Source organism: Thiosulfatimonas sediminis, from assembly GCF_011398355.1.
Classification (GTDB): domain Bacteria; phylum Pseudomonadota; class Gammaproteobacteria; order Thiomicrospirales; family Thiomicrospiraceae; genus Thiomicrorhabdus; species Thiomicrorhabdus sediminis_A.
Genome location: NZ_AP021889.1, coordinates 1887678 through 1913896 on the forward strand (window position 1 = coordinate 1887678; position 26219 = coordinate 1913896).

The 26219-nt window shown below is 46.7% G+C and carries 27 protein-coding genes, 1 tRNA gene and 1 pseudogene; 3 read left to right on the top strand and 26 right to left on the bottom strand.

Going from position 1 to position 26219, the window contains the following annotated elements:
* Nucleotides 1-8: 8 nt before the first annotated feature.
* The 10 genes from HRR27_RS08820 to rlmE form a co-directional block, all read right to left on the bottom strand.
* Nucleotides 9-686: an NADH-quinone oxidoreductase subunit C gene (locus HRR27_RS08820; RefSeq protein ID WP_173272907.1), complete on the bottom strand. Its 678-nt coding sequence runs from the start codon at nt 684-686 to the stop codon at nt 9-11.
* Nucleotides 687-699: 13 nt separating this feature from the next.
* Nucleotides 700-1176 (bottom strand): NuoB/complex I 20 kDa subunit family protein, encoded by a 477-nt coding sequence (locus HRR27_RS08825; RefSeq protein WP_173272909.1) that lies wholly within the window; start codon nt 1174-1176, stop codon nt 700-702.
* Entirely contained in the window at nt 1167-1523 is a 357-nt protein-coding gene (locus HRR27_RS08830) for an NADH-quinone oxidoreductase subunit A (RefSeq protein WP_173272912.1), read from the bottom strand. The genes HRR27_RS08825 and HRR27_RS08830 overlap by 10 nt, the downstream gene beginning before the upstream one ends.
* Before the next feature lie 69 nt (nt 1524-1592).
* Nucleotides 1593-1677, bottom strand: a tRNA-Leu gene (locus tag HRR27_RS08835).
* An 8-nt stretch (nt 1678-1685) separates the two neighbouring features.
* The gene (secG, locus tag HRR27_RS08840) at nt 1686-2006 is read right to left on the bottom strand and encodes a preprotein translocase subunit SecG (RefSeq protein WP_173272914.1); all 321 of its coding nucleotides are present in this window, start codon (nt 2004-2006) and stop codon (nt 1686-1688) included.
* Nucleotides 2006-2764, bottom strand: coding sequence for a triose-phosphate isomerase (tpiA, locus tag HRR27_RS08845; protein WP_173272916.1), 759 nt, complete (start codon nt 2762-2764; stop codon nt 2006-2008). The genes secG and tpiA overlap by 1 nt, the downstream gene beginning before the upstream one ends.
* A 67-nt stretch (nt 2765-2831) precedes the next feature.
* On the bottom strand, nt 2832-4157 hold the full coding sequence (gene glmM / locus HRR27_RS08850) for a phosphoglucosamine mutase (RefSeq protein WP_173272918.1): 1326 nt from the start codon (nt 4155-4157) through the stop codon (nt 2832-2834).
* Between the two features lie 28 nt (nt 4158-4185).
* Nucleotides 4186-5022 (bottom strand): dihydropteroate synthase, encoded by an 837-nt coding sequence (gene folP, locus HRR27_RS08855; RefSeq protein WP_173272920.1) that lies wholly within the window; start codon nt 5020-5022, stop codon nt 4186-4188.
* 181 nt (nt 5023-5203) lie between these two features.
* Nucleotides 5204-7159 (bottom strand): ATP-dependent zinc metalloprotease FtsH, encoded by a 1956-nt coding sequence (gene ftsH, locus HRR27_RS08860; protein WP_173274290.1) that lies wholly within the window; start codon nt 7157-7159, stop codon nt 5204-5206.
* A 287-nt stretch (nt 7160-7446) separates the two neighbouring features.
* Nucleotides 7447-8064: a 23S rRNA (uridine(2552)-2'-O)-methyltransferase RlmE gene (rlmE, locus tag HRR27_RS08865; protein WP_173272922.1), complete on the bottom strand. Its 618-nt coding sequence runs from the start codon at nt 8062-8064 to the stop codon at nt 7447-7449.
* A 57-nt stretch (nt 8065-8121) separates the two neighbouring features.
* On the opposite strand from rlmE, the gene HRR27_RS08870 reads away from it, so the two are divergent.
* Nucleotides 8122-8451 carry a YhbY family RNA-binding protein gene (locus tag HRR27_RS08870; protein WP_173272924.1) on the top strand — a complete coding sequence of 110 codons (330 nt, stop codon included), beginning with the start codon at nt 8122-8124 and terminating at the stop codon, nt 8449-8451.
* An 87-nt stretch (nt 8452-8538) separates the two neighbouring features.
* Here the strand turns inward: HRR27_RS08870 and HRR27_RS08875 are convergent, their stop codons facing one another.
* The 15 genes from HRR27_RS08875 to leuC all read right to left on the bottom strand — a co-directional run bounded on the left by HRR27_RS08875 (nt 8539) and on the right by leuC (nt 23956).
* On the bottom strand, nt 8539-9729 hold the full coding sequence (locus HRR27_RS08875; RefSeq protein ID WP_173272926.1) for an O-succinylhomoserine sulfhydrylase: 1191 nt from the start codon (nt 9727-9729) through the stop codon (nt 8539-8541).
* A gap of 84 nt (nt 9730-9813) precedes the next feature.
* Nucleotides 9814-11331: an amidophosphoribosyltransferase gene (gene purF / locus HRR27_RS08880; RefSeq protein ID WP_173272928.1), complete on the bottom strand. Its 1518-nt coding sequence runs from the start codon at nt 11329-11331 to the stop codon at nt 9814-9816.
* A gap of 26 nt (nt 11332-11357) precedes the next feature.
* A complete protein-coding gene (locus HRR27_RS08885) occupies nt 11358-12089 on the bottom strand; it encodes an SPOR domain-containing protein (RefSeq protein WP_173272930.1) in 732 nt (243 codons plus the stop codon).
* 81 nt (nt 12090-12170) lie between these two features.
* Nucleotides 12171-13529, bottom strand: coding sequence for a bifunctional folylpolyglutamate synthase/dihydrofolate synthase (locus HRR27_RS08890; RefSeq protein WP_173272932.1), 1359 nt, complete (start codon nt 13527-13529; stop codon nt 12171-12173).
* A gap of 78 nt (nt 13530-13607) precedes the next feature.
* Nucleotides 13608-14462, bottom strand: coding sequence for an acetyl-CoA carboxylase, carboxyltransferase subunit beta (gene accD, locus HRR27_RS08895; protein ID WP_173272933.1), 855 nt, complete (start codon nt 14460-14462; stop codon nt 13608-13610).
* Between the two features lie 22 nt (nt 14463-14484).
* Nucleotides 14485-15303, bottom strand: a complete 819-nt coding sequence (gene trpA / locus HRR27_RS08900; RefSeq protein ID WP_173272935.1) for a tryptophan synthase subunit alpha — start codon at nt 15301-15303, stop codon at nt 14485-14487.
* 191 nt (nt 15304-15494) lie between these two features.
* Entirely contained in the window at nt 15495-16715 is a 1221-nt protein-coding gene (gene trpB, locus HRR27_RS08905) for a tryptophan synthase subunit beta (RefSeq protein WP_173272937.1), read from the bottom strand.
* A complete protein-coding gene (locus HRR27_RS08910; protein WP_173272939.1) occupies nt 16712-17335 on the bottom strand; it encodes a phosphoribosylanthranilate isomerase in 624 nt (207 codons plus the stop codon). The genes trpB and HRR27_RS08910 overlap by 4 nt, the downstream gene beginning before the upstream one ends.
* Nucleotides 17336-17445: 110 nt before the next feature.
* A complete protein-coding gene (truA, locus tag HRR27_RS08915; protein ID WP_173272941.1) occupies nt 17446-18240 on the bottom strand; it encodes a tRNA pseudouridine(38-40) synthase TruA in 795 nt (264 codons plus the stop codon).
* Nucleotides 18241-18243: 3 nt separating this feature from the next.
* Complete coding sequence (locus tag HRR27_RS08920; RefSeq protein ID WP_173272943.1) at nt 18244-19266, bottom strand: aspartate-semialdehyde dehydrogenase; 1023 nt, start codon at nt 19264-19266, stop codon at nt 18244-18246.
* 109 nt (nt 19267-19375) lie between these two features.
* Nucleotides 19376-19813: a bactofilin family protein gene (locus HRR27_RS08925; RefSeq protein WP_243830901.1), complete on the bottom strand. Its 438-nt coding sequence runs from the start codon at nt 19811-19813 to the stop codon at nt 19376-19378.
* The gene (locus HRR27_RS08930) at nt 19741-20751 is read right to left on the bottom strand and encodes a M23 family metallopeptidase (RefSeq protein ID WP_173272945.1); all 1011 of its coding nucleotides are present in this window, start codon (nt 20749-20751) and stop codon (nt 19741-19743) included. The genes HRR27_RS08925 and HRR27_RS08930 overlap by 73 nt, the downstream gene beginning before the upstream one ends.
* Nucleotides 20752-20767: 16 nt before the next feature.
* Nucleotides 20768-21841: a 3-isopropylmalate dehydrogenase gene (gene leuB / locus HRR27_RS08935; RefSeq protein WP_173272947.1), complete on the bottom strand. Its 1074-nt coding sequence runs from the start codon at nt 21839-21841 to the stop codon at nt 20768-20770.
* Nucleotides 21842-21880: 39 nt separating this feature from the next.
* On the bottom strand, nt 21881-22516 hold the full coding sequence (gene leuD / locus HRR27_RS08940) for a 3-isopropylmalate dehydratase small subunit (RefSeq protein WP_173272949.1): 636 nt from the start codon (nt 22514-22516) through the stop codon (nt 21881-21883).
* A gap of 24 nt (nt 22517-22540) precedes the next feature.
* The gene (leuC, locus tag HRR27_RS08945; RefSeq protein WP_173272951.1) at nt 22541-23956 is read right to left on the bottom strand and encodes a 3-isopropylmalate dehydratase large subunit; all 1416 of its coding nucleotides are present in this window, start codon (nt 23954-23956) and stop codon (nt 22541-22543) included.
* A gap of 141 nt (nt 23957-24097) precedes the next feature.
* Between leuC and queE the strand changes: the two genes are divergently transcribed.
* Both queE and rlmD read left to right on the top strand, forming a co-directional pair.
* Nucleotides 24098-24739: a 7-carboxy-7-deazaguanine synthase gene (queE, locus tag HRR27_RS08950; RefSeq protein WP_173272953.1), complete on the top strand. Its 642-nt coding sequence runs from the start codon at nt 24098-24100 to the stop codon at nt 24737-24739.
* Nucleotides 24740-25978: a 23S rRNA (uracil(1939)-C(5))-methyltransferase RlmD gene (gene rlmD, locus HRR27_RS08955; protein WP_173272955.1), complete on the top strand. Its 1239-nt coding sequence runs from the start codon at nt 24740-24742 to the stop codon at nt 25976-25978. It abuts the gene before it with no gap.
* A gap of 5 nt (nt 25979-25983) precedes the next feature.
* Here rlmD and HRR27_RS12965 read toward each other — a convergent pair.
* Nucleotides 25984-26199 (bottom strand): annotated as a pseudogene (locus HRR27_RS12965) (hypothetical protein); the annotation flags it as partial.
* Nucleotides 26200-26219: the final 20 nt, after the last annotated feature.

Sequence of the window (26219 nt, forward strand, 5' to 3'; positions counted from 1 at the left end):
GTCGTTTCCTATTGGGCCTTTACAGGTGATTTATGACGGATGACGCGCGGCACATTGACACGGTTTTCAATTGAAACCGGCTCATAAATAACGCGCCCTTTGTCGGCGTCATAACGCATTTCAACATGCCCGGTTAACGGGAAATCTTTACGCAATGGGTGACCGACAAAACCGTAGTCCGTCAGAATGCGACGTAAATCAGGATGACCTTGGAATAAAATCCCCATCAAATCAAACGCTTCACGCTCAAACCAGTTGGCCACACTCCAAATATCAATCACACTGTCGACAACCGGCATTTGGGTTTGCGCTGGGTAGACTTTGACACGCAAACGTACGTTATGACGGATGGATAGCAAGTGGTAAACCACAGCAAAACGGCGCTCCATCTCCAGATGTTCAGCGCTGGTTTCGTCTTCGGCAAAATCAAACACACCGCGACTAAAACCGGTATTTGCTGCACCAAGGGTTTCCCAGTTGGCTTTGCCGTAGTCCAAATAATCCACGCCACACAAATCAATAAGCTGTTCAAAGCCCAATTGATCACGGCATTTCTGCAATCCGGCAAATGCCTTATCCGCTGGAAGTTCAATGGTTAATTCGTCTAACGCGATATTTGAGCTTAACAACATATCACCAAGGACATCGTTAACACGAGTTTGTAAATCAAGTACTGACTGTTTCATTCTTCAAGTCCCGTTAGCGAGCGATCGTATTGGTACGCTTGATCTTATTCTGTAATTGAATAATGCCGTACAGAAGCGCTTCAGCGGTTGGTGGACAACCCGGGACATAGACATCAACCGGCACGATACGGTCGCAACCACGCACCACAGAATAAGAGTAGTGGTAATAACCGCCGCCATTGGCGCAAGATCCCATTGAGATAACCCAACGTGGCTCTGCCATCTGATCGTAAACTTTACGTAATGCCGGCGCCATCTTGTTAACCAGTGTTCCTGCAACGACCATTACGTCCGACTGACGCGGTGATGGGCGAAAAATAATCCCGAAACGGTCAAGGTCATAACGTGACGCACCAGCGTGCATCATCTCAACCGCACAACAGGCCAATCCAAATGTCATAGGCCAAAGTGAACCGGTACGAGCCCAGTTGATCAGTTTATCTGCAGAAGTGGTTACCACTCCTTCGCGTAAAACGCCTTCTACTCCCATTCCAGCGCTCCTTTTTTCCATTCGTAAATAAAACCGATGACCAATAAAGAAAGGAAAGCCGCCATCGCCAATAAGCCAAAGGTTCCTACTTCTTCTAAAACAATCGCCCAAGGAAATAGGAAAGCGATTTCCAGGTCAAAAATAATAAACAGAATCGCTACTAGGTAGAAGCGCACGTCAAACTTCATACGCGCATCTTCAAATGCTTCAAAACCACACTCATAAGGCGAGTTTTTTTCTGCATCGGGCTTTTGTGGCCCAAGTAAGTAACCCACTAAAATTGGCCCTACGCCAAATAAAATGCCCAAGACAATGAAGACAAGGACAGGAAGATAGTTTTCTAGCATTGGTTAACAACCTCTATCTAGTCTTTTTACACGTTACTGCCGCAACAAGTGCGGCAGTAAATTTAAATATGGTGCCGATGAGCGGACTCGAACCGCTACAGCCTAAGCCACAACCACCTCAAGGTTGCGTGTCTACCAATTTCACCACATCGGCATGTTCGATTAATTCGGTACTACTGGCGAGTCATCCTGTTTGCTATCCTCTTGAGATTGAACAGGAGCCTCTTTAACAACACTTTGATACCCTTTCGCTTGTTGGCTAGCGATATAAGCCAACGTCAAAGAGGTAACAAAAAACAGTGTTGCCATAATTGCAGTTAGACGGGACAAAAAGGTTGCTGAACCGCCACTACCAAATAAAGTTTGCGAAGAGCTGCCACCGAAGTTAGCCCCTGCATCCGCTCCCTTGCCATGCTGCATTAACACCAGCACGATCAACAAGAACGCAATAATAATATGAATGGTTAGAATAATGCTAAACATTAGACACTCGCTGCTTTACATATTGCCAGAAAATCTTCGGCATTTAGAGAAGCGCCACCAATTAAGCCGCCATCGATATCTGCTTGTGCAAACAACTCTGCGGCATTATCCGGTTTAACACTTCCACCATATTGAATAATTACTTCTTCCGCGACAGCGCGGTTTAGGCGCGCTAGTTTATCACGAATAAAAGCGTGAACTTCTTGAGCTTGTGCTGGAGAGGCTGTTTTTCCTGTTCCGATTGCCCAAACAGGTTCATAAGCAATGACAATTTGCTCGAATGCATTGATACCAACCACCTTAATAACCGCATCGAGCTGCGTAGAAATCACTTTCTCCATCACCCCGCTCTCGCGCTCTTCTAAGGTCTCACCGACACAAAGAATCGGCGTCACACCAGCAGCCAACGCCACTTTTGTTTTTTGCGCAATTTGTGCATCGGTTTCACCATAAATCGCACGACGCTCAGAATGACCCAGAATCACATAATCACATCCTAGGTCTTTAATCATCTCGACCGAGGTTTCGCCAGTAAATGCACCCTGTACAGGTTCTTCTGCAATATTTTGTGCACCCACTACGATATTGTCCGCAGTTAGGTTTGCTTTAACAAAATCGATATAGACTGCCGGTGGGCATACAGCCATGTCAACATTCTGCACTTGGCTTGCTTGTTCATTTAGTCCTTTAACCAGACTCTCGATTGAGGTCTTTGAACCGTGCATTTTCCAGTTGCCTGCAACAAATGGCTTTCTCATCTACTATCTCCAACACAAAAGTTCGACAATATTAGCGGTTTCTTTCATTAAAAACAATATTGCATTTTTATGAAAATTCTGATTTCACGACCTTCTCAAGTTCTTGGGCAATTTTTTCAACTAAATATGCCTCTTCACCCTCGACCATTACACGAATTTTTGGCTCCGTACCGGATGCGCGAATCAACACACGCCCCTTATCCGCCAACTCCGCTTCCGCCTTATCGATTGCCGCTTGCAACACGGCATTACCTTGTAATACCGGCTTCTGCGTGAGCGTTACATTACGCAAGACTTGCGGATAAATAGCCACTTCTGAACGCACTTGATGCAAAGATTTCTGCTGTGAAATCAGTGCCGCTAACACTTGTAATGCCGCAACAATGCCATCACCAGTTGAAATTTTATTCAAACAAAGTACATGACCAGACGGTTCAGAGCCATAAAACCATCCTTTTTCCACTAGGGCTTCCATGACATATTTATCCCCAACAGAAGTACGGATAAATTCAATCCCTCTAGCCTGTAAGGTCTGTTCTAAACCTAAATTACTCATCACCGTCCCAACCACACCGGAAATCGGCTTACCAGTCATGGTCGCTAAAATATACAAAATAATGTCGCCATCCATCAACTGACCGCTCTGGTCAACCAACATGACTCTGTCACCGTCGCCATCAAACGCAATCCCCATATCGGCACGATGCGTTGCCACCGCTTGCGCCAAGGCATGTGTATCCGTGGCACCACATTGATGATTGATATTAATGCCATTTGGTTCCGTACCGATTGTAAACACCTCAGCACCCAGCTCACGGAACACATTTGGCGCAATATGATAAGTTGCGCCGTTGGCGCAATCAATCACTAAGCGCAACCCTTTTAAATTCTTTTTAGCCCGATAGGTCCCTTTGCAAAATTCGATATAACGCCCTGGCGCATCTTCGATTCGATAGGCTTTGCCCATTTTTTCGGAAGTCGCAACGGTAATTTGACTGCCCAGCAAACCTTCAATTTGTGCCTGCATTTGATCGGAAATTTTTTTTCCTTCGTCATTAAAAAACTTGATACCGTTATCTTCATGCGGATTGTGCGACGCACTGATGACAATTCCCATATCACAACTAAATGTTTGGCTTAAATATGAAATGGCGGGCGTTGGCATGGGCCCGATTAGGTATACATCAATTCCAGCAGCAATCAGACCGGCTTCTAAAGCAGATTCAAACATATAACCAGAAATGCGCGTATCTTTGCCAATCATCACTGAACGGCCACCATTTTTTCTCAAAACAGTCCCTGCGGCCCAACCCAACTGCAACACTTTATCAGGGGTAATCATTCCCTGTCCGACACGCCCACGAATACCGTCCGTACCAAATACCGATGCCATAAACCTTCCTTCTACCCTAAACCTGAACCTAATTTAAATGCCGTAATGTTTCTAACGCCTGCACCGTCTCACGCACATCATGGACTCTGACAATTTTGGCCCCTTTCTGCACCGCAAGCACCGCTGCCGTGACACTCGGCACCAAACGCTGTGCCAATTCATCGGAGCCTACAATATCAGTAAACATCCGTTTGCGCGAAACCCCCACCAACATCTCGCAACCAAGCTCTGTAAACAACGCCATATTCCTAAAAAGTTGCGTATTATCCTCAAAACGCTTACCAAACCCAAAACCAAGATCAACCAAAATATCCTTTCGATTTATTCCCGCTTGCTCACAGACAACAATTCGCTCGGCTAAAAAACGTTTCACTTCTTGTAAAACGTCTTGATAGTTTGGCTGATCTTGCATGGTTTTGGGTTCACCCTGTTTGTGCATGACACAAACGGGAACTTGCATTGAAACTGCGATTTGCAGCGCCCCTTTCGCTTGCAAAGCGTTCACATCGTTAATCAAGCTGGCCCCTGCCATCACCGCTTGCCGCATCACTTCGGGCTTATACGTATCAATAGATATCGGGATATCACTATTGGCTTTAATCCATTCAATCACCGGCAATACCCGATCCAACTCAGCTTGCAAACTAACCGCATCCGCTCCAGGCCGCGTCGATTCACCACCGACATCAAACATATCCACGCCAAACGCCTGCATCTGTGCAACCTGCCGCTTAAGCACCTCAAAATCCTGCAAACGCCCACCATCAGAAAAGGAATCCGGCGTTATATTCAAAATCCCCATCACTGCGGCACGTCCACGCTGACTCTGTACCTGCGCTAACCAGCTTGACAACTCAAACCTCATCGTATTCCCATGCTTTTATCATTTTTTAATGGGTATACATTTTACCCTCTGATGAGAGCGGATTCCGCATTAATCCACCATAAAAATGAAAAACCCTCGACCAAGGAGTTAAGAAAAGCAACCACTCAAACATAAAAAAACCCCGATAAACGGGGTTTAATCAAGCAATGATTTGAAGACTTTAGTGTAACTTAGGCTCGCCGGGTTCTTTCACCTCATCATTGGACATATCTTTTTCAATCAAGTCTTCTTTCGGCTTCTCAGACGCCTCCTCAAGACTACTCTTCACTTCCGGCGCAGGCGGAATTGAATCATCCGGCTCAATCCAATCTTTCGGTGCACCCGGCTCTTCGCCTGCCATGATACGATCCACCTGATATTTATCGATGGTTTCGTACTTCATTAAGCACTCTGTCATGATTTCCAATTTATCATGGTTATCAACCAGAATTTGGCGCGCACGTTCGTAGTTGCGATCGATTAGATTACGAATTTCTTCATCAATTTTTTTCGATACTTCGCCAGAAACATTGGCATTACGTGAAGACCCCATAAAGCCGCCACGGTCTTCTTCTTCGTAAAGCAATGGACCCAAATTATCGGAAAGCCCCCATTTGGTAACCATGTTACGAGCAATCGCCGTTGCGCGCTCAATATCATTACTGGCACCAGTGGTAACCGCATCCTCGCCGTAGATGATCTCTTCAGCCAATCGACCGCCATACAGGCTCGACAACTGCGATTCTAACTTACGTTTTGAATAACTGTAACTGTCTTCTTCCGGCAAATACATGGTGACACCCAAAGCACGACCACGCGGCATAATTGAAACTTTATAAACCGGATCATGCTCAGGAACCAAGTAACCAACGATTGCATGGCCGGCTTCATGATAAGCGGTCATACGACGTTCAGACTCTTTCATCACCATTGATTTGCGTTCAACGCCCATCAAAATCTTATCTTTGGCTTTCTCAAAATGTTTTTGAGTGACCAGCTTATCGTTTTCCCGTGCGGCAAATAGCGCCGCTTCGTTCACTAAATTCGCCAAATCCGCACCAGAAAAACCTGGCGTTCCTCGCGCAATATAAGACGGTCTAACATCCTCTGCCAAAGGCACTTTACGCATATGGACTTTTAAAATTTGTTCACGACCACGAATGTCTGGCAGACCCACAGTAACCTGACGGTCAAAACGTCCCGGACGCAACAAGGCTGGATCCAACACGTCAGCACGGTTAGTGGCTGCAATCACGATGATTCCTTCATTACCCTCGAAACCATCCATCTCAACCAACATCTGGTTCAGTGTTTGCTCACGCTCGTCATTACCACCGCCCATGCCGCTACCACGACTACGACCGACAGCATCAATTTCATCAATGAAGATAATGCAAGGCGCGTGCGCTTTTGCTTGTTCAAACATATCTCGAACGCGTGAAGCACCAACACCGACAAACATCTCAACAAAGTCCGAACCGGAGATCGTAAAGAAAGGCACCTTTGCCTCACCGGCGATGGCTTTAGCCAGTAGCGTTTTACCTGTTCCTGGAGGACCAACCATCAAAACACCGCGAGGGATACTGCCACCTAAGTTCTGATATTTAGTTGGGTCTTTTAAAAAGTCGACAATCTCACCAACTTCTTGTTTGGCTTCGTCAGCACCAGCAACATCATCCAACGTCACCTTATTTTGATCCTCGGTCATCATGCGTGCTTTCGACTTTCCGAATGACATCGGACCACCTTTACCGCCAACACCGCCGCCCATAGAGCGCATGAAGAATATCCACACTCCAATCAGCAACAACATAGGGAACCACGAGATGAAAATCTGCATCAAAACACTCTGCTGCTCAGGTGGCTTAGCGGTGATTTTGACACGGTTGTCCAACAGATCGCCCATTAACCCCGGATCTCCTGGGTTATAGGTAGTGAAACTTTGACCACTTCCATAAACACCACGAATGGTCTGCCCTTCAATAATGACTTGGCTGACTTGTCCTTGATGTACCTGATCAATAAAATCAGAGTAATCCAAGCGACTTGTGGCACTTTGCCCTTGGGTACTGAAATGGTTAAAAACTGTCATCAAGATCGTAGCAACTACCACCCAGACCAAGATGTTCTTTAACATATCATTATTCTTCATTCGTGAACCTTGTTCGTTTTCTGCTCGAAAATTTCAGTGCTGTAGCGGTAAATTTGAACATAAATATAGGTCAAAAACCACTCAAAGTTAAATTTTAATAAAAAAAACTTATAATCAATTGATAGAACTAATTATCTTAATAGACTAGATCAATCAACCACTTCAGCACCACCAAACACCCCATGACCAAAACAGTGTAAAACTGGCTTATACCAATAGACAGCACCAAATCTTAAAGCATAGTGACTATTCGATAGCACGGGAAATAATCGTTACTTTTTTCCACGCGCCAACAGATAAATCTCTTTACTGCGCGCGCGCGACGCTTCAGGCTTACGGGTAATCACCTTTTGATATTTACCACGCAAGTCTTGGATCAGCTCGTTATAGCCTTCACCTTGAAAGACTTTCATCAATAGATCACCGTTTTTCTTAAGTACTTGGTCAGCCAACTCAACACACAACTCCACCAAATACATGGCGCGTGGAATATCGACGGCTTTATTACCACTCATATTGGGCGCCATATCCGACATCACGACATCCACGGCACGACCATCCAAAGAGGCTAATAGCTGGCTATACACCGTTTCGTCGCGAAAATCACCTTGGATAAAGGTTACGCCAGCAAACGGTTCAACCGGCAGAATATCCAACGCAAATACTTCACCACCTGGCGCAACCTTATGCGTTGTCCACTGTGACCAACCACCGGGAGCCGCGCCTAAATCGACCACACACATCCCTTGCTTAAAGAGTTTATCTTTGTCGTCAATCTCTTGTAGCTTATAAACTGCCCGCGAACGCCAACCTTCTTGTTTTGCTTTATTAACAAAATGATCGTCAAAATGTTCTTTTAGCCAGCTTGCACTGGATTTACTTCTCGCCATATTCGATTTCTACTACAATACTGCTTTATTAAAATATGTCTTAATCTGGAATATTCAATGTCAAGCAACAAAATAAAGCCGTTAACCGCACTTACCAATACCCAAACCAAATTTTTGCGTAGCGTTGCGCACAATATCCGCCCAATGATTATCATCGGTGGCAATGGTTTAACCGATGGCCTTATGGCAGAACTGGAAAGCACCTTAGCACACCATGAGCTTTTGAAAATCAAAATAGCTTTTGGGGAACGTGAAGACCGTAGCGGCATCATACAAAATATTCTGCAACAGACCGGCGCGCTACTGGTTCAAAGCATCGGTAAAACCTGTGTTATTTTCCGCCAAAAAGCGCAAGACTCGGCCTTTAGCGATTTACCCAAAAAATAACTCACTCGACCGGCACCGAAGCACAAAAGTTTGCGAGTTTATGCAAACTTTAAATGCCTCGGTCATCTAAAGCCTTAACTAACAAAGTTAAAGCTTATCCAAGCCTCGCGCTAAGTCTCGCTTAATATCCTCAATCGATTCCAAACCAACCGAAATTCGTAACAAATTATCGGTAATACCCGCTTTAATTCGATCTTCTGCAGAAACACGGCAGTGTGTCGTTGTCGCTGGATGCGTAATAATGGTTTTCACATCACCAAGATTCGCGGTAATCGACAACATCTTCGTGCTGTCCACCACGGTCCACGCATCGTCTTTAGTCCCCTTGATTCGGAACGACAATAAACCGCCGCCCGCTGACTGCTGCTTTTGTGCCAAAGCATACTGCGGATGTGATTTTAGGCCCGGATAAAATACTTGTTCAACCTTTGGATGAGCCTCTAGCCATTGCGCCAACGCCAACGCACTTTCACAATGCGCACGCATTCTAATTGGCAAGGTTTCTAACCCTTTCAAAAAAATCCAGGCGTTAAACGGACTCATGCTCGGCCCACAAGTACGCATAAAACCGCGAACTTCTTCACCGACTAACTGCGCATTACCCAGAACAGCACCACCGATGGCACGACCTTGACCATCTAAAAACTTCGTTGCGGAGTGAATCACAATATCCGCCCCTTGTTCTAATGGACGCTGCAAAATCGGTGTACAGAAGCAATTATCCACAATTAACCAGCAGCCATTCGATTTGGCCAAGGCACTTAACGCTGATAAATCTGCGACCTCAGTCATAGGGTTAGAAGGCGTTTCCAAGAAAAACGCTTTGGTATTTTCTTTAATTGCCGCCTGCCACTCACTTAAATCAGTTTGCGAAACAAAGCTCACCTCAATACCAAATTTCATCAAATATTTAGTAAATAACACCTTGGTGGTACCAAAAATACTCTGCGAGGAGATCACATGATCACCCGCCTGACACAGCGCCATAAACGTCGATAGAATCGCCGACATTCCAGAAGCGGTTCCAACACACGCTTGCGCCCCTTCCATCGCCGCTAAACGCTGTTCAAAAGTGCGCACCGTAGGATTGGTAAAGCGCGAATAGACGTTACCAGCTTCTTCGCCGGAAAAACGTCGCGCAGCCTGTTCGGCGGAATGGTAACGAAAACTTGACGTTGGAAAAATCGCTTCCGAGTTCTCTTGCTCTGCCGTCTGCTCATAGCCAGCACGCACCGCTAAGGTTTGAATATCGTATTCTTCTTCAAATGGATCAAACATCGTCTTCTCTCTTTGACTGAAAAGCCGCCAAGGGGCGAACCCAGAGCGGCTTTTAAAGGATTACCCGTAACATTTCACACTTTATTAGCTACGGTTATGAATACCTACCGACTCCTGACCGGGCATAGGCTTAGCATTTTGTGCTTCATCATTGCGCGCCTCGTCCAATGAGGCCAAATATTCCGGCGTGATATCACCGGTCGCATAAATACCGCTAAAACAAGAAGTATCAAACTTACTAACCTGATCAGAACCCGCGCTGACAGCATCAATTAAATCGTCCAAATCTTGATAAATTAATTTATCGCAACCGATAACCTCAGCCACCTCTTCGGTCGTACGACCACTGGCGACTAACTCCGAAGGAGACGGCATGTCAATACCGTACACATAAGGATATTTAACTGGTGGAGAAACTGAGGCAAAGTACACTTTATTGGCTCCGGCTTCACGCGCCATCTGCACGATTTGCCCTGAGGTGGTACCACGCACTATTGAATCATCAACCAGCAAAACGTTCTTGCCCTCAAATTCCAAATCAATCGGGTTTAATTTTTGACGCACCGATTTCTTACGCAATTGCTGCCCAGGCATAATAAAGGTGCGACCGATATAACGATTTTTAATAAACCCTTCACGGTATGGCGTGCCGAGCATATTCGCCAATTCAATCGCCGAAGTACGGCTTGTATCTGGAATCGGCATAACCACATCAATGTCGTGATCCGGCCATTCACGTAAAATTTTCTCGGCCATTTTTTCACCCATACGCAAACGGGATTTATACACCGAAATATCATCAATCATCGAATCCGGACGCGCAAAATACACATATTCGAAAATACATGGCGAGTAGACTGGATTTTCCGCACACTGGCGATAGAAAATCTCGCCTTTATCGGTAATCACCACTGCCTCACCTGGCGCCAAGTCTTTAATTAATGAAAAGCCTAAGCCATCTAATGCGACCGATTCAGACGCAACCATATAATCGATACCCGCCGCCGTTTGGCGCTGCCCAACGACACAAGGACGAAGACCGTAAGGGTCACGGAAAGCAAACACACCAATGGTAGAAATCAGGCCGACTGCCGCATAACCACCACGAACACGATGATGCACTTTACTCACCGCATTAAAAACATCTTCGGCATTAATCTCAAGTTTGCCTTGCTCTTTTAATTCGTGCGCAAAAATATTCAACAACACTTCCGAATCGGAGTTGGTGTTCAAATGACGCAAATCGGTACGGTAAATCTCTTCCGCCAAAGCGTGCGCGTTTGTGATATTGCCGTTATGCCCCATCACAATGCCATACGGCGAGTTAACGTAAAACGGCTGTGCTTCGGCGCTGGACGACGAGCCCGCTGTTGGGTAACGCACATGGCCAATACCAATGTTACCTAAGAGGTCACGCATGTGACGAGTACGAAACACATCCTTTACTAAGCCGTTATCCTTACGCTGATAAAAACGCCCGTTTTCGCAGGTCACGATCCCCGCTGCATCTTGTCCTCGATGTTGCAAAATCGTCAGTGCATCGTAAATCTCTTGATTTACCGAATTTTCACTAACCGTAACAATGCCAACAATACCGCACATGTGTGAACTCTCTCTTAGATTGAAATTTAGTTTTGAGGCTTAAGGGCAATCGCGCGAACGAATGATCCCTTAAGGCGTAGTATTTTATCCAAATTCTGTTGGGCTGTTTGCGCTTTGTCATAAGAATCGTACATTTGTGTTCTTAGATTAAACTGCAAATAGGTTCTGCCATCAGCCACCTTGGAATAGGTTTTCACCACCAAGGGATAGCCCGCTTTAGCGGCTTTTTCTAAAGCCGTGTCCAACAACTGCTTATTTTCAAAGGTCGCCAGAATAACGATATACCCTTTATCCGCTACCGCTGACTTATTTACGGATACTGCATCGGCAGGACGTTCAGCGGCCGCTTTGGGAGGCATTTTCTCAGTAACTTTGATGGGTTCAACGCGGGATTCCTGAACGAGGCGCGCTTGACGAGCTGCCATTTCTTGTGCTTTTTGCAGCTTGGCCGCTTCCATCGCCTTAGCCTGTTCTTCGGCAACCACTTCCGGCGGCTTAACAAGGGGCTTCATAACAATCGCTTGATGCTGATTTTGCTCTGGCTTAGCTGTTTGTTGATAAGCAGGGTCAGCATACCAAGCGGGGACAAACCACAACAAGACAACCACCCAAACCAAAGCCCCGACAAGACGATTTTTAATCACGTCATCTTCACTGGCTAACAAATTCAATAATGAAGGCTCAGCTTGTTGCGGTGCATCCAAATCAGGCGTTTCGTCGGTTGCTTGACTGACCTTATCCGGCCTAGGCGTAATCACTGGCTGGTATCCTTTGATCTATTAACAGTTTGCAATGAAAAACACCGCCTATAATACCGCCAAAAGCAGTTTCTTGACGAATTAAAGCATCTCCGCATCAAGACGAGCCAAGGCTTGGTAAAACTGTGCGACCGTAAAAAAGGAACCACACACGAGATGGGTTGGCACCGCCACTGACTGCGCAGCGCCACTGTTTCGCAACAAACCTGCCACAGCGGCATCCATATTCGGTGCGTCCTGCACCTGTTGTGCAGCAATCCCAGCCTGCTGCAAAACAAATTGTAACTTAGTCAAACTGGCCCCGCGAGGAATGGCCAAGTCCGTAATCGTCCAATGGGCAACATAGGGCGCCAAGACCTGCACCATTGGCAAAGAATCCTTATCTTCTAAGACTGAAAACAACATATGCAGATCACTTAACGACTGCTGCTCTAAATACTCTGCCAACACTTTTGCGGACTGAGGATTATGTGCTACATCGACCAACCAATGATGAAAGCGTCCGGCCAGTTTAAAACACAAACTCTGCAAACGCCCTGGGTGCTTTGCTTGCAATAACCCCAACTCTAAAGCTTGTTCTAAACGCTCGACAGAAATGGCTAAGGCGCCTCCTTGCTGTAAAGCGAACAACAATGCAACCACCCCAGAGGCGTTTTGCAACTGAAAATCGCCTTTTAACGATGGCGCAGGCAAATTCAATGAAACCCCATTCGCGTCCATAAAAGTCCAGCGGTCTTTTGTCTCCTTAGAGACAAAAGAGAAATCTTTATTTAAACGCAGTAAAGGAACTTCTCGCTCAACACAAAAAGCCGACAAAGTTGCCGGAGGGTGTGGATCGGAGCAGACCGCAAGATGCCCAGACCGAGTCACACCGGCTTTTTCTAAAGCGATTTGCGCTCGGTTATCGCCCAGCCAATCGACGTGATCAATATCAATCGCGGTAATAATCACCGCATCAGCATCGACCACATTAACCGCATCAAGACGGCCGCCCAACCCTACTTCAAGCACCACAATATCAAGCTGCGCATCTTTAAAAACCTGCAAAGCAGCCAAGGTAGAAAACTCAAAATAGGTTAGCTTGGTAAGCTCACGCTGCGCTTCAATCGCCGCAAACGCCCCACTAATTAAGGCATCAGGTACCGGCGAACCATTAATTGCAATGCGCTCATTAAAACGCTGAATATGCGGTGAGGTATAAGAGCCCACCTGAAAACCTGCTGCGCGCAAAACACTGACCAACATCGCAACCGTTGAGCCTTTGCCGTTCGTCCCCGCAACGGTAATCACTTGCGGTGCTGGGCGCAGCAACTGCATCTGCGTAGCAACCTTACGGATACGATCCAAGCCCAAATCTATTTCTTGTGCATGCAACTGTAACAACCAATCGACCCATTCATTGACCGAGCTTTCGGCATTCGGTTTAACGGCAAAATTCATGCAAACATCCATTGATCAAAACGAAGGAGAAACAAAAAGAAAAAAGCCAGAGCGAATTTGGGCCACTCTGGCTATCGATTATGCTGGCTGCTTAAGAAGCATTTTACAAATACTGGCTAACTCGGAGCGCAACGCATGACGATGAACAATACGATCAATCGCACCATGCTCTAATAAAAACTCACTGCGTTGAAAACCTTCCGGCAGCTTTTCGCGCACAGTTTGTTCGATAACTCTCGGGCCAGCAAAGCCGATCAAGGCTTTTGGCTCCGCGACGTTCAAATCGCCCAACATCGCGAAAGATGCTGAAACCCCACCCATAGTCGGGTCAGTCAACACAGAAATGAACGGCAATCCTTTAGCGCGTAAACGCCCAAGAGCGGCCGAGGTTTTGGCCATCTGCATCAATGAGAACAACGCTTCTTGCATACGCGCGCCACCGGATGCGGAAAAAACAATAAATGGGCGATCTTCAGCAATGGCCATATCCACACCACGAACAAACTTCTCACCGACAACCGACCCCATTGAACCGCCCATATAGCGAAAATCAAATGCACCAGTGACCACTGGCAAACCTTCAATCGTCCCCGTCGCAGTAATAAAAGAGTCTTTCTCACCGGTCGCACGCTGTGCTTGCGCAATACGATCTTTATACTTTTTTAAATCTTTAAATTTCAGGCGATCCACCGGAGAGACGCCGGAAAAAACCTCGCTAAAAGAGCCTTCGTCCAAGAAACTTTCCAGACGCGCACGACCACCTAAACGCATATGGTGATCACATTTCGGGCATACCTCTTGGTTGCGTGAAACTTCCGCACGATACAGTGTCGCTTCACATTTTGGACATTTTGTCCAAAGCCCTTCTGGCACCGATTTTTTGCGGTCTGCCACCTGTTTAATACTTGGTAGAATCTTCTCGAACCAGTTCATGCTCTCACCTCACATTCAATAATTACTGCGCATCAGCGTGCGTAATCGCCTGACGAAATTCATCCATCTTCGCGCCGATGGCTAACTCAATTTCATATAGGTCTTTATCTTGATTGACCTCTATCAAACTCACCAAGGCTGAACCGACAATTACCGCATCCCCCTGTTGAGACATCGCCGCCGCAGTCTCGCCATTGCGAATACCGAAACCAATACCGATGGGCAAGTTAATTTCGCCTTTCAAACGCGCCATCTGCGTGGCAACATCGGCAATATCAATCTCTTTAGAACCGGTGACCCCTTTTAAAGAAACATAGTAGACAAAACCGCTGCCTTTCTCGTTCACAGCACGCAAACGACTCACCGGTGTGGTCGGCGAAACCAAGAAAATTCGATCCAAGCCGGCGGCTTTCAGCGCATCAAAATACCCGATGGATTCTTCTGGTGGCATATCGACAGTTAAAGCCGCATCAACACCGACTGAACGCGCAGCGTGAGCAAATTTTTCAAAGCCCATACGCTCAACCGGATTGAGATACCCCATTAAGATAATCGGCGTAATGGCATCCTTTTCACGGAACTCACGCACCATTTCAAACACATCGTTCATACTGACATTGTGGGTTAAAGCACGCTCAACCGCTTTCTGAATCACCGGACCATCGGCCATCGGATCGGAAAACGGCACGCCCAACTCAAGCATATCTGCACCTTTGGCAACCAACAGATGCATCAAACTGACCGTGGCGCTCGGACGAGGATCGCCCGCCGTGATATAAGGAATTAGCGCTGTCTTACCTTGCGCCTTCAAGTCCGCCAATTTTTGTGAAATTCTGCTCATAGTGTCTAAATTCTTTTCTTCTTCGAATTTTAAAGCGTTAAGGAATCGCGCCTTAACAACCAGAAAGCCTATTTTAAGCGTCACGAGGCTTGCAAAGACAAACTAAGGAGTCGGTCAAGAAAGCAACATTTGCTAATACAAATAAACTTTTTACCCAAAAACCCTAGGCTGTATTTGCGAATCACAGTCGCTTAAAATTCGATTCCTTCGATTTGACAAATAGTATTCATGTCTTTGTCACCACGACCAGACAGATTGATGATAATAATCTGATCTTTACGCATGGTCGGCGCTAACTTCGTTGCATAAGCCAAGGCATGCGACGACTCCAATGCGGGGATAATCCCCTCAAAACGGGTTAAATCGCGGAAACCTTGCAACGCTTCTTCATCGTCAATCGCCACATAATTTACGCGACCAATGTCTTTTAACCAAGAATGTTCAGGGCCTACACCTGGGTAATCGAGCCCTGCCGAAATCGAATGGGTTCCTAAAATCTGACCATTTTCATCCTGCATCAAATAGGTACGGTTGCCATGCAACACACCTGGCGTGCCTTTACATAAAGGGGCGGCGTGCTGCCCACTTTCCAGACCGTGCCCAGCCGGTTCAACCCCGTAAATTTTGACCGATTCATCGGCTAAAAACTTATGGAATAACCCAATCGCATTAGAGCCACCACCAACACAAGCAATCAATGCATCCGGCAGTCGTCCTTCTTTCGCCAAGCACTGTTCACGTGCCTCTTCACCAATCACCGCCTGGAAGTCGCGTACCATCGCTGGATAAGGATGTGGGCCTGCAACCGTACCAATGATATAGAAGGTGTTATCCACATTCGTAACCCAATCGCGCATTGCTTCGTTTAGCGCATCTTTTAAGGTACGAGAACCGGATTCGACCGCAACCACTTTGGCACCTAACATTCGCATCCGCGCAACGTTTGGCGATTGACGCACGACATCATCAGCGCCCATATAAACCACGCACTCCAACCCCAGACGTGCAGCAACGGTCGCCGACGCCACGCCATGTTGTCCAGCGCCAGTTTCGGCGATAATACGCGTTTTACCAAGGCGCTTTGCCAATAAGGCCTGTCCAATCGTATTGTTTACCTTGTGCGCGCCGGTATGATTCAAATCTTCGCGCTTTAAATAAATCTTGGCACCACCCAAATGCTCTGACCAGCGTTGCGCATAATAAAGTGGCGTGGGACGCCCAACATAATCTCGCAAATCATTGGCAATTTCACTCAAGAAATCGGCATCGTTTTTGACACTTTCATACTCATTATTTAGCTGTTCTAAAGCGGCCATTAATGTTTCCGGCGCAAAAATACCACCATATGGACCAAAATGCCCCTGCTTATCAGGAAACTGGGAAAAATCTATTCTCGAACTTTCGGTTGTCATCGAACTGTACTCATTACTTCTTGCATAAATTGCGAAATTTTATCGGCGGATTTAATCCCTTTCGACGCTTCTACACCGCCACTGACATCGAGCGCCCAAGGCGCTGTTTGAACAATCGCGGCCGCTGCGTTCTGAGGGGTTAAACCGCCGGCCAAGATAATTGGTTTAGCGCAGGTTTGCGGGACCAATTGCCAATTAAAGGCTTCACCCGTACCACCCGGAACGCCCGGTTTATAGGTATCGAGCAACAAGCCGCTACAATCGTAAAACTCGCTCGCAATTTGTTGAACATCGGTATCCGCTTTCATCGGCACCGCTTTTATATAATTCCGCCCAAATTGGCGACAAAACGCAGCACTTTCATCACCATGAAATTGCAACAAATCAATCCGCATCGCGCTTAAAACTTGTTCGACAAACGCCACATCTGGATTGACAAACAAAGCCGTCACTGTAACAAATGCCGGCGCTTTTTCAGCAATCGCACGCGCGGTAACAATATCCACATAACGTGGACTGGGCTCGTAAAACACCAAGCCAATCGCATCAGCGCCAGCCTCAATCGCCACTAGCGCATCTTCCACTCTAGTCAGGCCGCAGATTTTAACACGAGTTCGCATGACAATTCCCTTAGGATTCAATTCGATTAAACAATTATGCGCCACAGAAGACGGCAAGAGAGCGAACTACAACGGATAATTCGCCACCCCTCGATGAACTCAGTAGCGAATTAAAAATGCCACAAAACGGCATCAAGTTGCGCTTGTGGGATTTGCCAAACATCCGGATAGATTGCATTCACAAAATAGAGCCCTTCTGCCGGCGCGGTCGGTGCCGCTTTAGTACGGTCCCGCAACGCCAATAACTCGGCAATCCAAGCGGTGCCTTGATGGACTTTGCCAACCTCAATCAAAGCGCCAACAATATTACGCACCATATGATGCAAGAAAGCATTCGCTTGAATGTCAATCAACACAAAATCACCGCTGCGTGAGACTTGCACCGACTGCACATTACGACGCGCATGACTGGCTTGACAAGCTGCTGCACGAAACGAAGAGAAATCCTGCTCACCCAACAAGGCTTGCGCCGCAAGATGCATCGCAGGCGCATCCAACCGATAAGCTTCATGGGTTACTCGCCCAGCCAGAACAGCAGAATGCACTTGCCGGTTATAAATGACATAACGGTATTGACGCGCAACCGCGGAAAAACGGGCATGAAAGCCCTCTGGACCACCTAACATCTCTTGCATCCAAACAACACGAATGTCTTCAGGCAGTTGAGTATTAACGCCCTGAATCCAAGCGCGCTGCGGACGTACCGCTGTACTATCAAAATGCACCACCTGTCCAATTGCGTGCACACCCGTATCGGTACGCCCAGCACAATACAATTCAATAGGCTGATTAGCAATCGAACTTAACGCTTGTTCAAGATGCGCTTGCACCGAGGGGCAATGCTTTTGCCGCTGATAGCCGCAATAACGCCCCCCTTGGTATTCAACCCCGAGAACAATGCGCATCGATTAGAGATAATCTTTAATCAATACTTCGGCAATTTGCACCGTGTTCGTCGCCGCGCCTTTGCGCACGTTATCCGCAACCACCCAAAGGTTCAAACCGTTTTCACAAGAAATGTCCTCACGAATACGGCCAACATAAACCGGATTGGTATCGGCTGCATCGGATACCGCTGTCGGATAACCTCCGTCAACCTGTTCATCAATCACCACGATACCCTCGGATTTTTCAAATAAAGCGCGCGCCTCTGCGGCCGTGATTTTTCGATCCGTTTCAATATGCACCGCTTCGGAGTGACCAAAAAACACCGGAACACGGACCGCGGTTGGGTTAACCAAAATCGCGTCATCGCCCATGATTTTCTTTGTTTCCCACACCATCTTCATCTCTTCTTTGGTGTAGCCATTCTCCATAAATACATCGATTTGCGGAATACAGTTAAACGCAATCTGTTTTGGATACACATTGCATTCGACTGGTTTCATATTCAACAGACTGGCCGTCTGTTTCGCCAACTCTTCAATCGCTTCTTTTCCAGTACCAGAAACCGCCTGATAAGTCGCCACGTTGATACGCTTAATGCCTACAGCATCATAAATTGGCTTTAAAGCAACCAACATCTGAATGGTCGAACAGTTTGGGTTAGCAATAATCCCGCGATTTTTGTAACCGGCAATCGCCTCTGGATTCACCTCTGGCACAACCAGCGGAATATCGTCGTCGTAACGGAATTGCGAGGTATTATCGACAACCACACAACCTGCTGCGGCCGCTTTAGGAGCGTAGATTGCGGACACACTTGCACCCGGTGAGAAAAGACCGATTTGCGCTTGACTGAAATCGAATGTTTCTAAGTCCTGGACTTCTACCCACTTACCGTTAAATTCAATGCGCTTACCCGCAGAACGGCTTGACGCCAACGGAAACAACTTGCCAACCGGAAAATTACGTTCTTCTAGCACTTTTAGAATAGTTTCACCGACTGCACCGGTTGCACCAACAACAGCGACATCATAAAGCTTTGTCATGTTTAATCCTTTTTAACAATACAGAGCGCCGTAGCAGCAACCACCACTACGACGCCCAATTAACGGTTACCCGACCTTCTAAGAAAGGGCTGACCGTGACTGTGAATAGTTATTCTTTCGCTCGGTGTTCAACCACCAAGTAATCTTGCTTATCCAGCGGTTCCTCGTGCAAACCGGCAAAATCCAACAACCGTTCATGCTCTTTTGAATCCATCACATCATTCATCGAGAGAACACGCCCGCCTTCTGCCAATTGATGCCGCTGACCAATAAATTTACCGCCCGGCTCAACCACAAACTCGCTGCAAATCAGATCACCAACCAGACGACCTTCCGGTAAAATTTCCAGCTTATCGCACGCCACGTGCCCTTCAATCAAGCCACTGATCACCACCGAACGCGCCTTAACCAGACCTTTAACCACCCCACTGGCACCAACCGATAAATCAAATTTGGTGTCAATCACCCCTTCAATTAATCCGTCGTTGTGTAACTCACCTTCGAGCCGGTTAAATTCACCTTGGATGTGGCACCCTGTGGCAATAATTGTTTTTCCACCTTCTTTGCCTGAAAGCTTACTGCTTGAACTAAAGAACCCCATGGTACCAATTTCACCTCTTTGAAAATCGCCTTGTAATTCTTTTGCGTCCACTCATGGAACGGTTTTGGATCGAGGCGATGCGATAAAAACAATACTTCGTAATGCAGATGCGCCCCAGAAGAACGCCCCGTATTTCCGACTTCGCCGATTTTATCACCCTTATAAACGTAGTCACCCACCTTAACGACACGCTTATCCAGATGCCCATAACGCGTTTTAAATCCATCGGCATGGGTTATCGCGACTAAGTTTCCATACCCAGTCTCTTGGCTAAATGCCGAAAACGAAACAATACCGTCAGCGGTCGCAATGACATCTTCACCGCGCTCAGCGCGATAATCAATCCCACTGTGCATGCGACGAACACCCGTTACCGGATTTTTACGCTCACCATAAAAACTGGTCAGCCCTTTAAAATTCCGAACCGCTGGGCCATTCGGAATGGCGGTCAGCATCAAGCTGCGCTCCAAAGAGTTCATCTGCAAATTTTGCAGCCGCTGCTCAAACGGCACGTTTTCCATGCTTTGCAGATCATCTTTAGAGAGCATTAACTCCTCGATATTCTGCAACGTCTGGTCAAGCGTATCGAGATGCTCACTTCGTTGGTTAAGCGTCTCTTCGAGCTCGGTCTTCTCAGCCAACATCTGATCGTAATCTTGCTGGGTTTTCGCTAAACGATCCGAATAGGCTTTGACGGCAAACTTATGCTGCTCTTCAACCTGATCCACCTTATGCGAAAACCACCAAACCGTTAAGCCGCCGATTACCCACGCTAAGGCCATTACAATCATCAACCAGCCGACAAAGCGTTTGGCAAGCTGTGAAAAGCTATAGTGACGAGCACCATGCACATCACTGATGGTGATTGTAAAACGGTTTCGCATCGGTTAAAGCTCGCGCTTAAAGGGCTGCAACAACAGCGTCACCCATTTCTGAACAGGTCACTTTTTGCATACCCTCTTCCATAATATCGCCTGTGCGTAAACCTTGATCCAAAACCTTAGAAATGGCCGTTTCAATTTTTACCGCCAAGTCTTCACGCCCTAAGGAGTAACGCAACATCATTGCGGCAGAAAGAATGGTCGCCAATGGATTGGCTTTATTCTGACCAGCGATATCCGGCGCAGAACCATGCGATGGCTCATACATTCCTTTGTTATTCGCATCCAAAGACGCCGATGCCAACATACCAATTGACCCCGTCAACATAGAGGCTTCATCCGATAAAATATCACCAAACATATTCCCGGTGACCATGACATCGAACTGCTTCGGATTCAAAACCAACTGCATCGCCGCATTATCAACATACATATGCTTAACTTCAACTTCTGGATATTCCGGCGCCACTTCATCAATAATTTCACGCCACATTTCGGTCACTTCCAAAACATTCGCCTTATCCACCGAAGTCAATTTTTTGTTACGCTTCATCGCCGCTTGGAAAGCAACGTGCGCAATACGCTTGACTTCAGATTCCGAGTAAACATAGGTGTTATAGCCTTGACGCTCGCCATTTTCTAAAATACGCACGCCGCGCGGCTGACCAAAGTAGATACCGCCGGTAAGCTCACGAACGATAAGAATATCCAAGCCGGCAACGACTTCAGGTTTCAGGGTTGATGCAGACGCCAGTTGTGGGAAAAGAACCGCAGGACGTAAATTAGCAAACAACTGCATCTCTTTACGCAGGCGCAACAACCCTTTCTCTGGACGGACAGAAATATCCAACGACTCCCACTTATAACCGCCGACCGCACCCAACAGTACCGCATCGGCTTTATGGGCCTTATCCATCGTCGCATCGGTCAATGGCACGCCGTGCACGTCATAAGCAGCACCACCGACCAAATCTTCTTCCATCGCGATGTCTAAGCCGTCGGTCACCATTAATTTTTTAAGCACTTTTACCGCTTCTGCAGTAATTTCAGGACCGATACCGTCACCTGGAAGAATCAATACATTTTTAGTCATTGTTATTTCTCTTAAACGTTTAAATTATTCTTTTTAAATTTAGTACAACCAAGGCTTGGTTTGCATACGATTTTGCTCGTAAACTTTGATCTCTTCGGCATATTCCAATGTTAAGCCAATATCATCCAAACCATTCAACAGACAGTGTTTACGGAAGCTATCCACCTCGAAGGCAATCTCTACGCCATCGGGCTTAACGATTTTCTGTTCAGCCAAATTAATCTCTAACTGATAACCTTCGTTGGCAAACGTCTCATTAAACAGTGCATCGACAACTTGCTCATCCAGCATAATCGGCAAAATACCGTTTTTAAATGAGTTATTAAAGAAGATGTCCGCAAAACTTGGCGCGATAATCACATCAAAACCAAAATCTTTTAATGCCCATGGTGCATGTTCGCGCGATGAACCACAACCGAAGTTTTCACGCGCCAACAGAATTTTCGCCCCTTGGTAACGCGGCAGGTTTAACACAAAGTCTTTACGCAGTGGACGCTGTGAATTATCCGAATCCGGTTCACCAACATCTTCATAACGCCATTCATCGAACAAGTTCGGGCCAAAGCCTGAGCGCTTAATTGATTTAAGAAACTGTTTCGGGATGATTGCATCGGTATCGACGTTAGCACGATCCATTGGCGCAACAATCGCCGTCATTTTGACAAACTTTTCCATTACTTTTTCCTCGTTGCACTCAAATTAAAGGTAGTCGCGAACATCAACAAAATGACCGTTCACTGCCGCTGCCGCTGCCATTTCAGGACTTACCAAGTGAGTACGTCCGCCAGCACCTTGACGTCCTTCAAAGTTACGGTTTGAGGTTGAAGCACAATGTTTACCGCTCGGTAAACGATCTGAGTTCATAGCCAAGCACATTGAACAACCTGGGTTACGCCATTCAAAACCAGCTTCGATAAAGATTTTGTCCAACCCTTCCGCTTCCGCTTGCTGCTTAACCAGTCCAGAACCTGGTACCGCAATCGCGAGCTCTACCTTATCGGAAATTTTGCGACCTTTTAGCACTTCTGCAGCCGCACGCAAATCTTCAATACGCGAGTTAGTACAAGAACCGATAAACACATACTCCGCAGGAATGTCTTTGATTGCCGTACCGGCCGTCAGCCCCATATAGTTCAGCGCGTTACGAATCGATGTCGCTTTGACGGGATCGGTTTCTTTGTCCGGATCAGGAATCACACCATCCACGCCAAGCACCATCTCTGGAGAGGTTCCCCAAGAGACCTGCGGCTGAATGTCTGCACCGTTCATTTCAATGACCTTGTCGAATACCGCATCATCATCAGAGTGCAAATCTTTCCAAGCTTCTACCGCCATATCCCAATTTGCACCGGTGGGTGAAAATGGACGACCTTTTACATACTCAACCGTTTTCTCATCAACCGCAACCAGACCGACACGCGCTCCGCCTTCGATTGCCATATTGCAAACGGTCATACGACCTTCAATCGACATATCACGGAATACTTGGCCGCCGAACTCAATCGCATAGCCCGTGCCTCCAGCTGTCCCGATTTTACCGATAATCGCCAGAATGACATCTTTTGGCGTGACACCCGGCTTTAATTGACCATCAACTTTGATCAACATATTTTTCATTTTCTTTTGAATCAAACACTGCGTTGCCAGTACGTGTTCAACTTCAGAAGTACCGATACCATGTGCCAAAGCCCCAAGAGCACCGTGCGTTGCAGTGTGTGAATCACCACACACCAAGGTTGTACCCGGCAGGGTCTTACCCTCTTCCGGCCCAACGACGTGCACAATCCCCTGTCGAGGGTCGCCCATTCCAAATTCAGTAATACCAAACTCTTTGGTATTCATCCCAAGGGTCACCACTTGAATACGCGACACCGGATCTTCAATAGTCTCCGCGCCCCCTTTCAACTCGGTGGTTGGAACATTGTGATCACAGGTCGCTAAGTTAGCTTCAATTCGCCATGGTTTGCGCCCAGCAATGCGCAGCCCTTCAAACGCCTGTGGAGAAGTGACTTCATGCAGTAATTGACGGTCGATATAAATTAAAGCCGTACCATCTTCTTCCTGACGCACCACATGGTCGTCCCACAATTTGTCATATAACGTTTTTCCAGCCATCGCTCGCAACCTGTTATCTAAAAGTAGATTTTAAAAAAATAGCTGAAAATTATAGCCGCTCGGCGCTTGGCCTGACAACAAAATCCCGTCAAATCAATTAGAAAAAGGTAAAATGCGGCAAAAAATCTTAGGCAAAATTCAATGAGTTACTCAATCAAAGAAGTTTTCTTTTCCCTGCAAGGCGAAGGTTTCCACGCCGGACGTCCGGCGATTTTCTGCCGTTTCAGCAATTGCAACCTATGGACTGGACGGGAAGAAGACCGCGCAAAAGCAGTATGTCAATTTTGCGATACCGACTTTATCGGCACCGACGGGCAGAACGGCGGACGGTTTAAAACACCCAAGGCGTTGGTAACGCACCTGCTACAGTTCTGGCCAAGCAAAGATGTCCACCCTTTTGTTATCCTTACGGGAGGCGAACCTCTACTGCAAGTCGATAGCGCACTTATCGAAGCGTTACACGCCGTACACTTTGAAATCGCGTTGGAAACCAATGGCACCAAAGTTGCACCAGACGGAATTGACTGGATTTGCATGAGTCCAAAAGCCAACACCGACATCCTTTTAACCAAAGGCGACGAATTAAAACTGGTTTATCCACAGCCAATGCTGATGCCACACCAAGTAGAACACTTGGAATTTGCTTATTTCTATCTGCAACCGATGGCCGACACCAACACCAATCTGAATCAACAACACACTCAGATGGCTTTGGATTACTGCTTAAAACATCCGCAATGGAATTTAAGCCTACAAACGCATAAATTCTTAGGAATCGATTAAATGAATACGCATTACGAAATTACCGGCCTGTCGCATGATGGACGCGGCATTACCCATATCAACGGTAAAACCTGTTTTGTCCAAGCCGCACTACCGGGTGATACCGTTACCTTAAAAGTACGCCATGAAGAACGTAACTTTATGGAAGCGGACTTGCTAACGATTGAACAACCTTCGGCCCAACGGGTACAACCGTTTTGCAACAAATATGACATTTGCGGCGGTTGCCAACTGCAACACCTTGCTGTCGAGGCACAACACCGCTTTAAAGCAGATAACTTCTTTACCGAATTAAAACAACAAGTTAATACAGAAACGTGCGAGTTTGTCGAGACATTAACGGCGTCCACCATCGGCTATCGTCGTCGTGCACGCTTAGCATTAGAAATTGATAAAAAAGACAAGCAAGCTCGTTTCGGATTTCGTCGCGCGCAAGACAGCCGTTTGGTCGATATTGACCACTGCCCCGTGCTAACCGACAAGCTGAATGTCGCTATCGCGCAAGCCCGACCAGGACTTTTAGCAAAAGCGTCGCGTAAAACTCATGAATTTACTCTTGTCGATGTCGATAACGGCATTTTTGGGTTGACCGAACCAGACGAGCAGCCGGTTTATCGGATTCAACGTGAAACCGAACTCAAGCTGCAATTTCCGCAAGACGGTTTTATTCAAGTCAACGCCGAAATCAATCAGCAGATGATTCAACAAGCAATTGATTGGCTAGAATTGAATCCGCAACACAACGTCATCGATTTCTTTTGTGGGGTTGGTAATTTCACCCTGCCGATGGCGCAAATCGCAAAACAAGCCTTGGGCGTAGAAGGCTTACCAGAACTGGTCGCCGCTGCACAACAAAACGCAACCAGCAATCAACTGACAAATTGCCAATTTGAAAAAGCCGATCTCTTTAAGGGATTAGAACATTTAAACTGGTATCGGGAACAAAAATATGACCGTATTTTGCTTGATCCGGGACGCCTCGGCGCAGCCGAACTGTGTCAGCATCTCGGCCAACTGGATGCCCAGAAAATTGTCTATGTTTCTTGCAATGCCGCGACACTTATCCGTGACATCAAGCTACTGCAAAAACAGGGTTATCAACTAACGAAAGCCGGCGCAATGGATATGTTCCCACATACCACACATCTTGAAGTGATGGTGCTACTGGAAAAAGGGCAAAAAGTAAAAAAACAGAAAGCGCAACGACTTGCCAGTAAGAAACGAGTCTTTAAGTTTTAAAAATTTTACGCTGTTTTTCCAAGATAAAAATGACGAAAGATGTTCGTGACCGCGGACAATTGCTCACCTTTATACTGCACCAAATGCCAATTCGTCTGAATTGGCGCCCTCTTCAGATCGAGCACCGCAAAACTCGAATTTTCCAATTCAACGTGAACCCTATGAATAGAGAGCAGCGCCAACCCGAACCCTGACATCTCCGCCCGTTTTATCGAATCATTAGAGTTGAAAACTACATAAT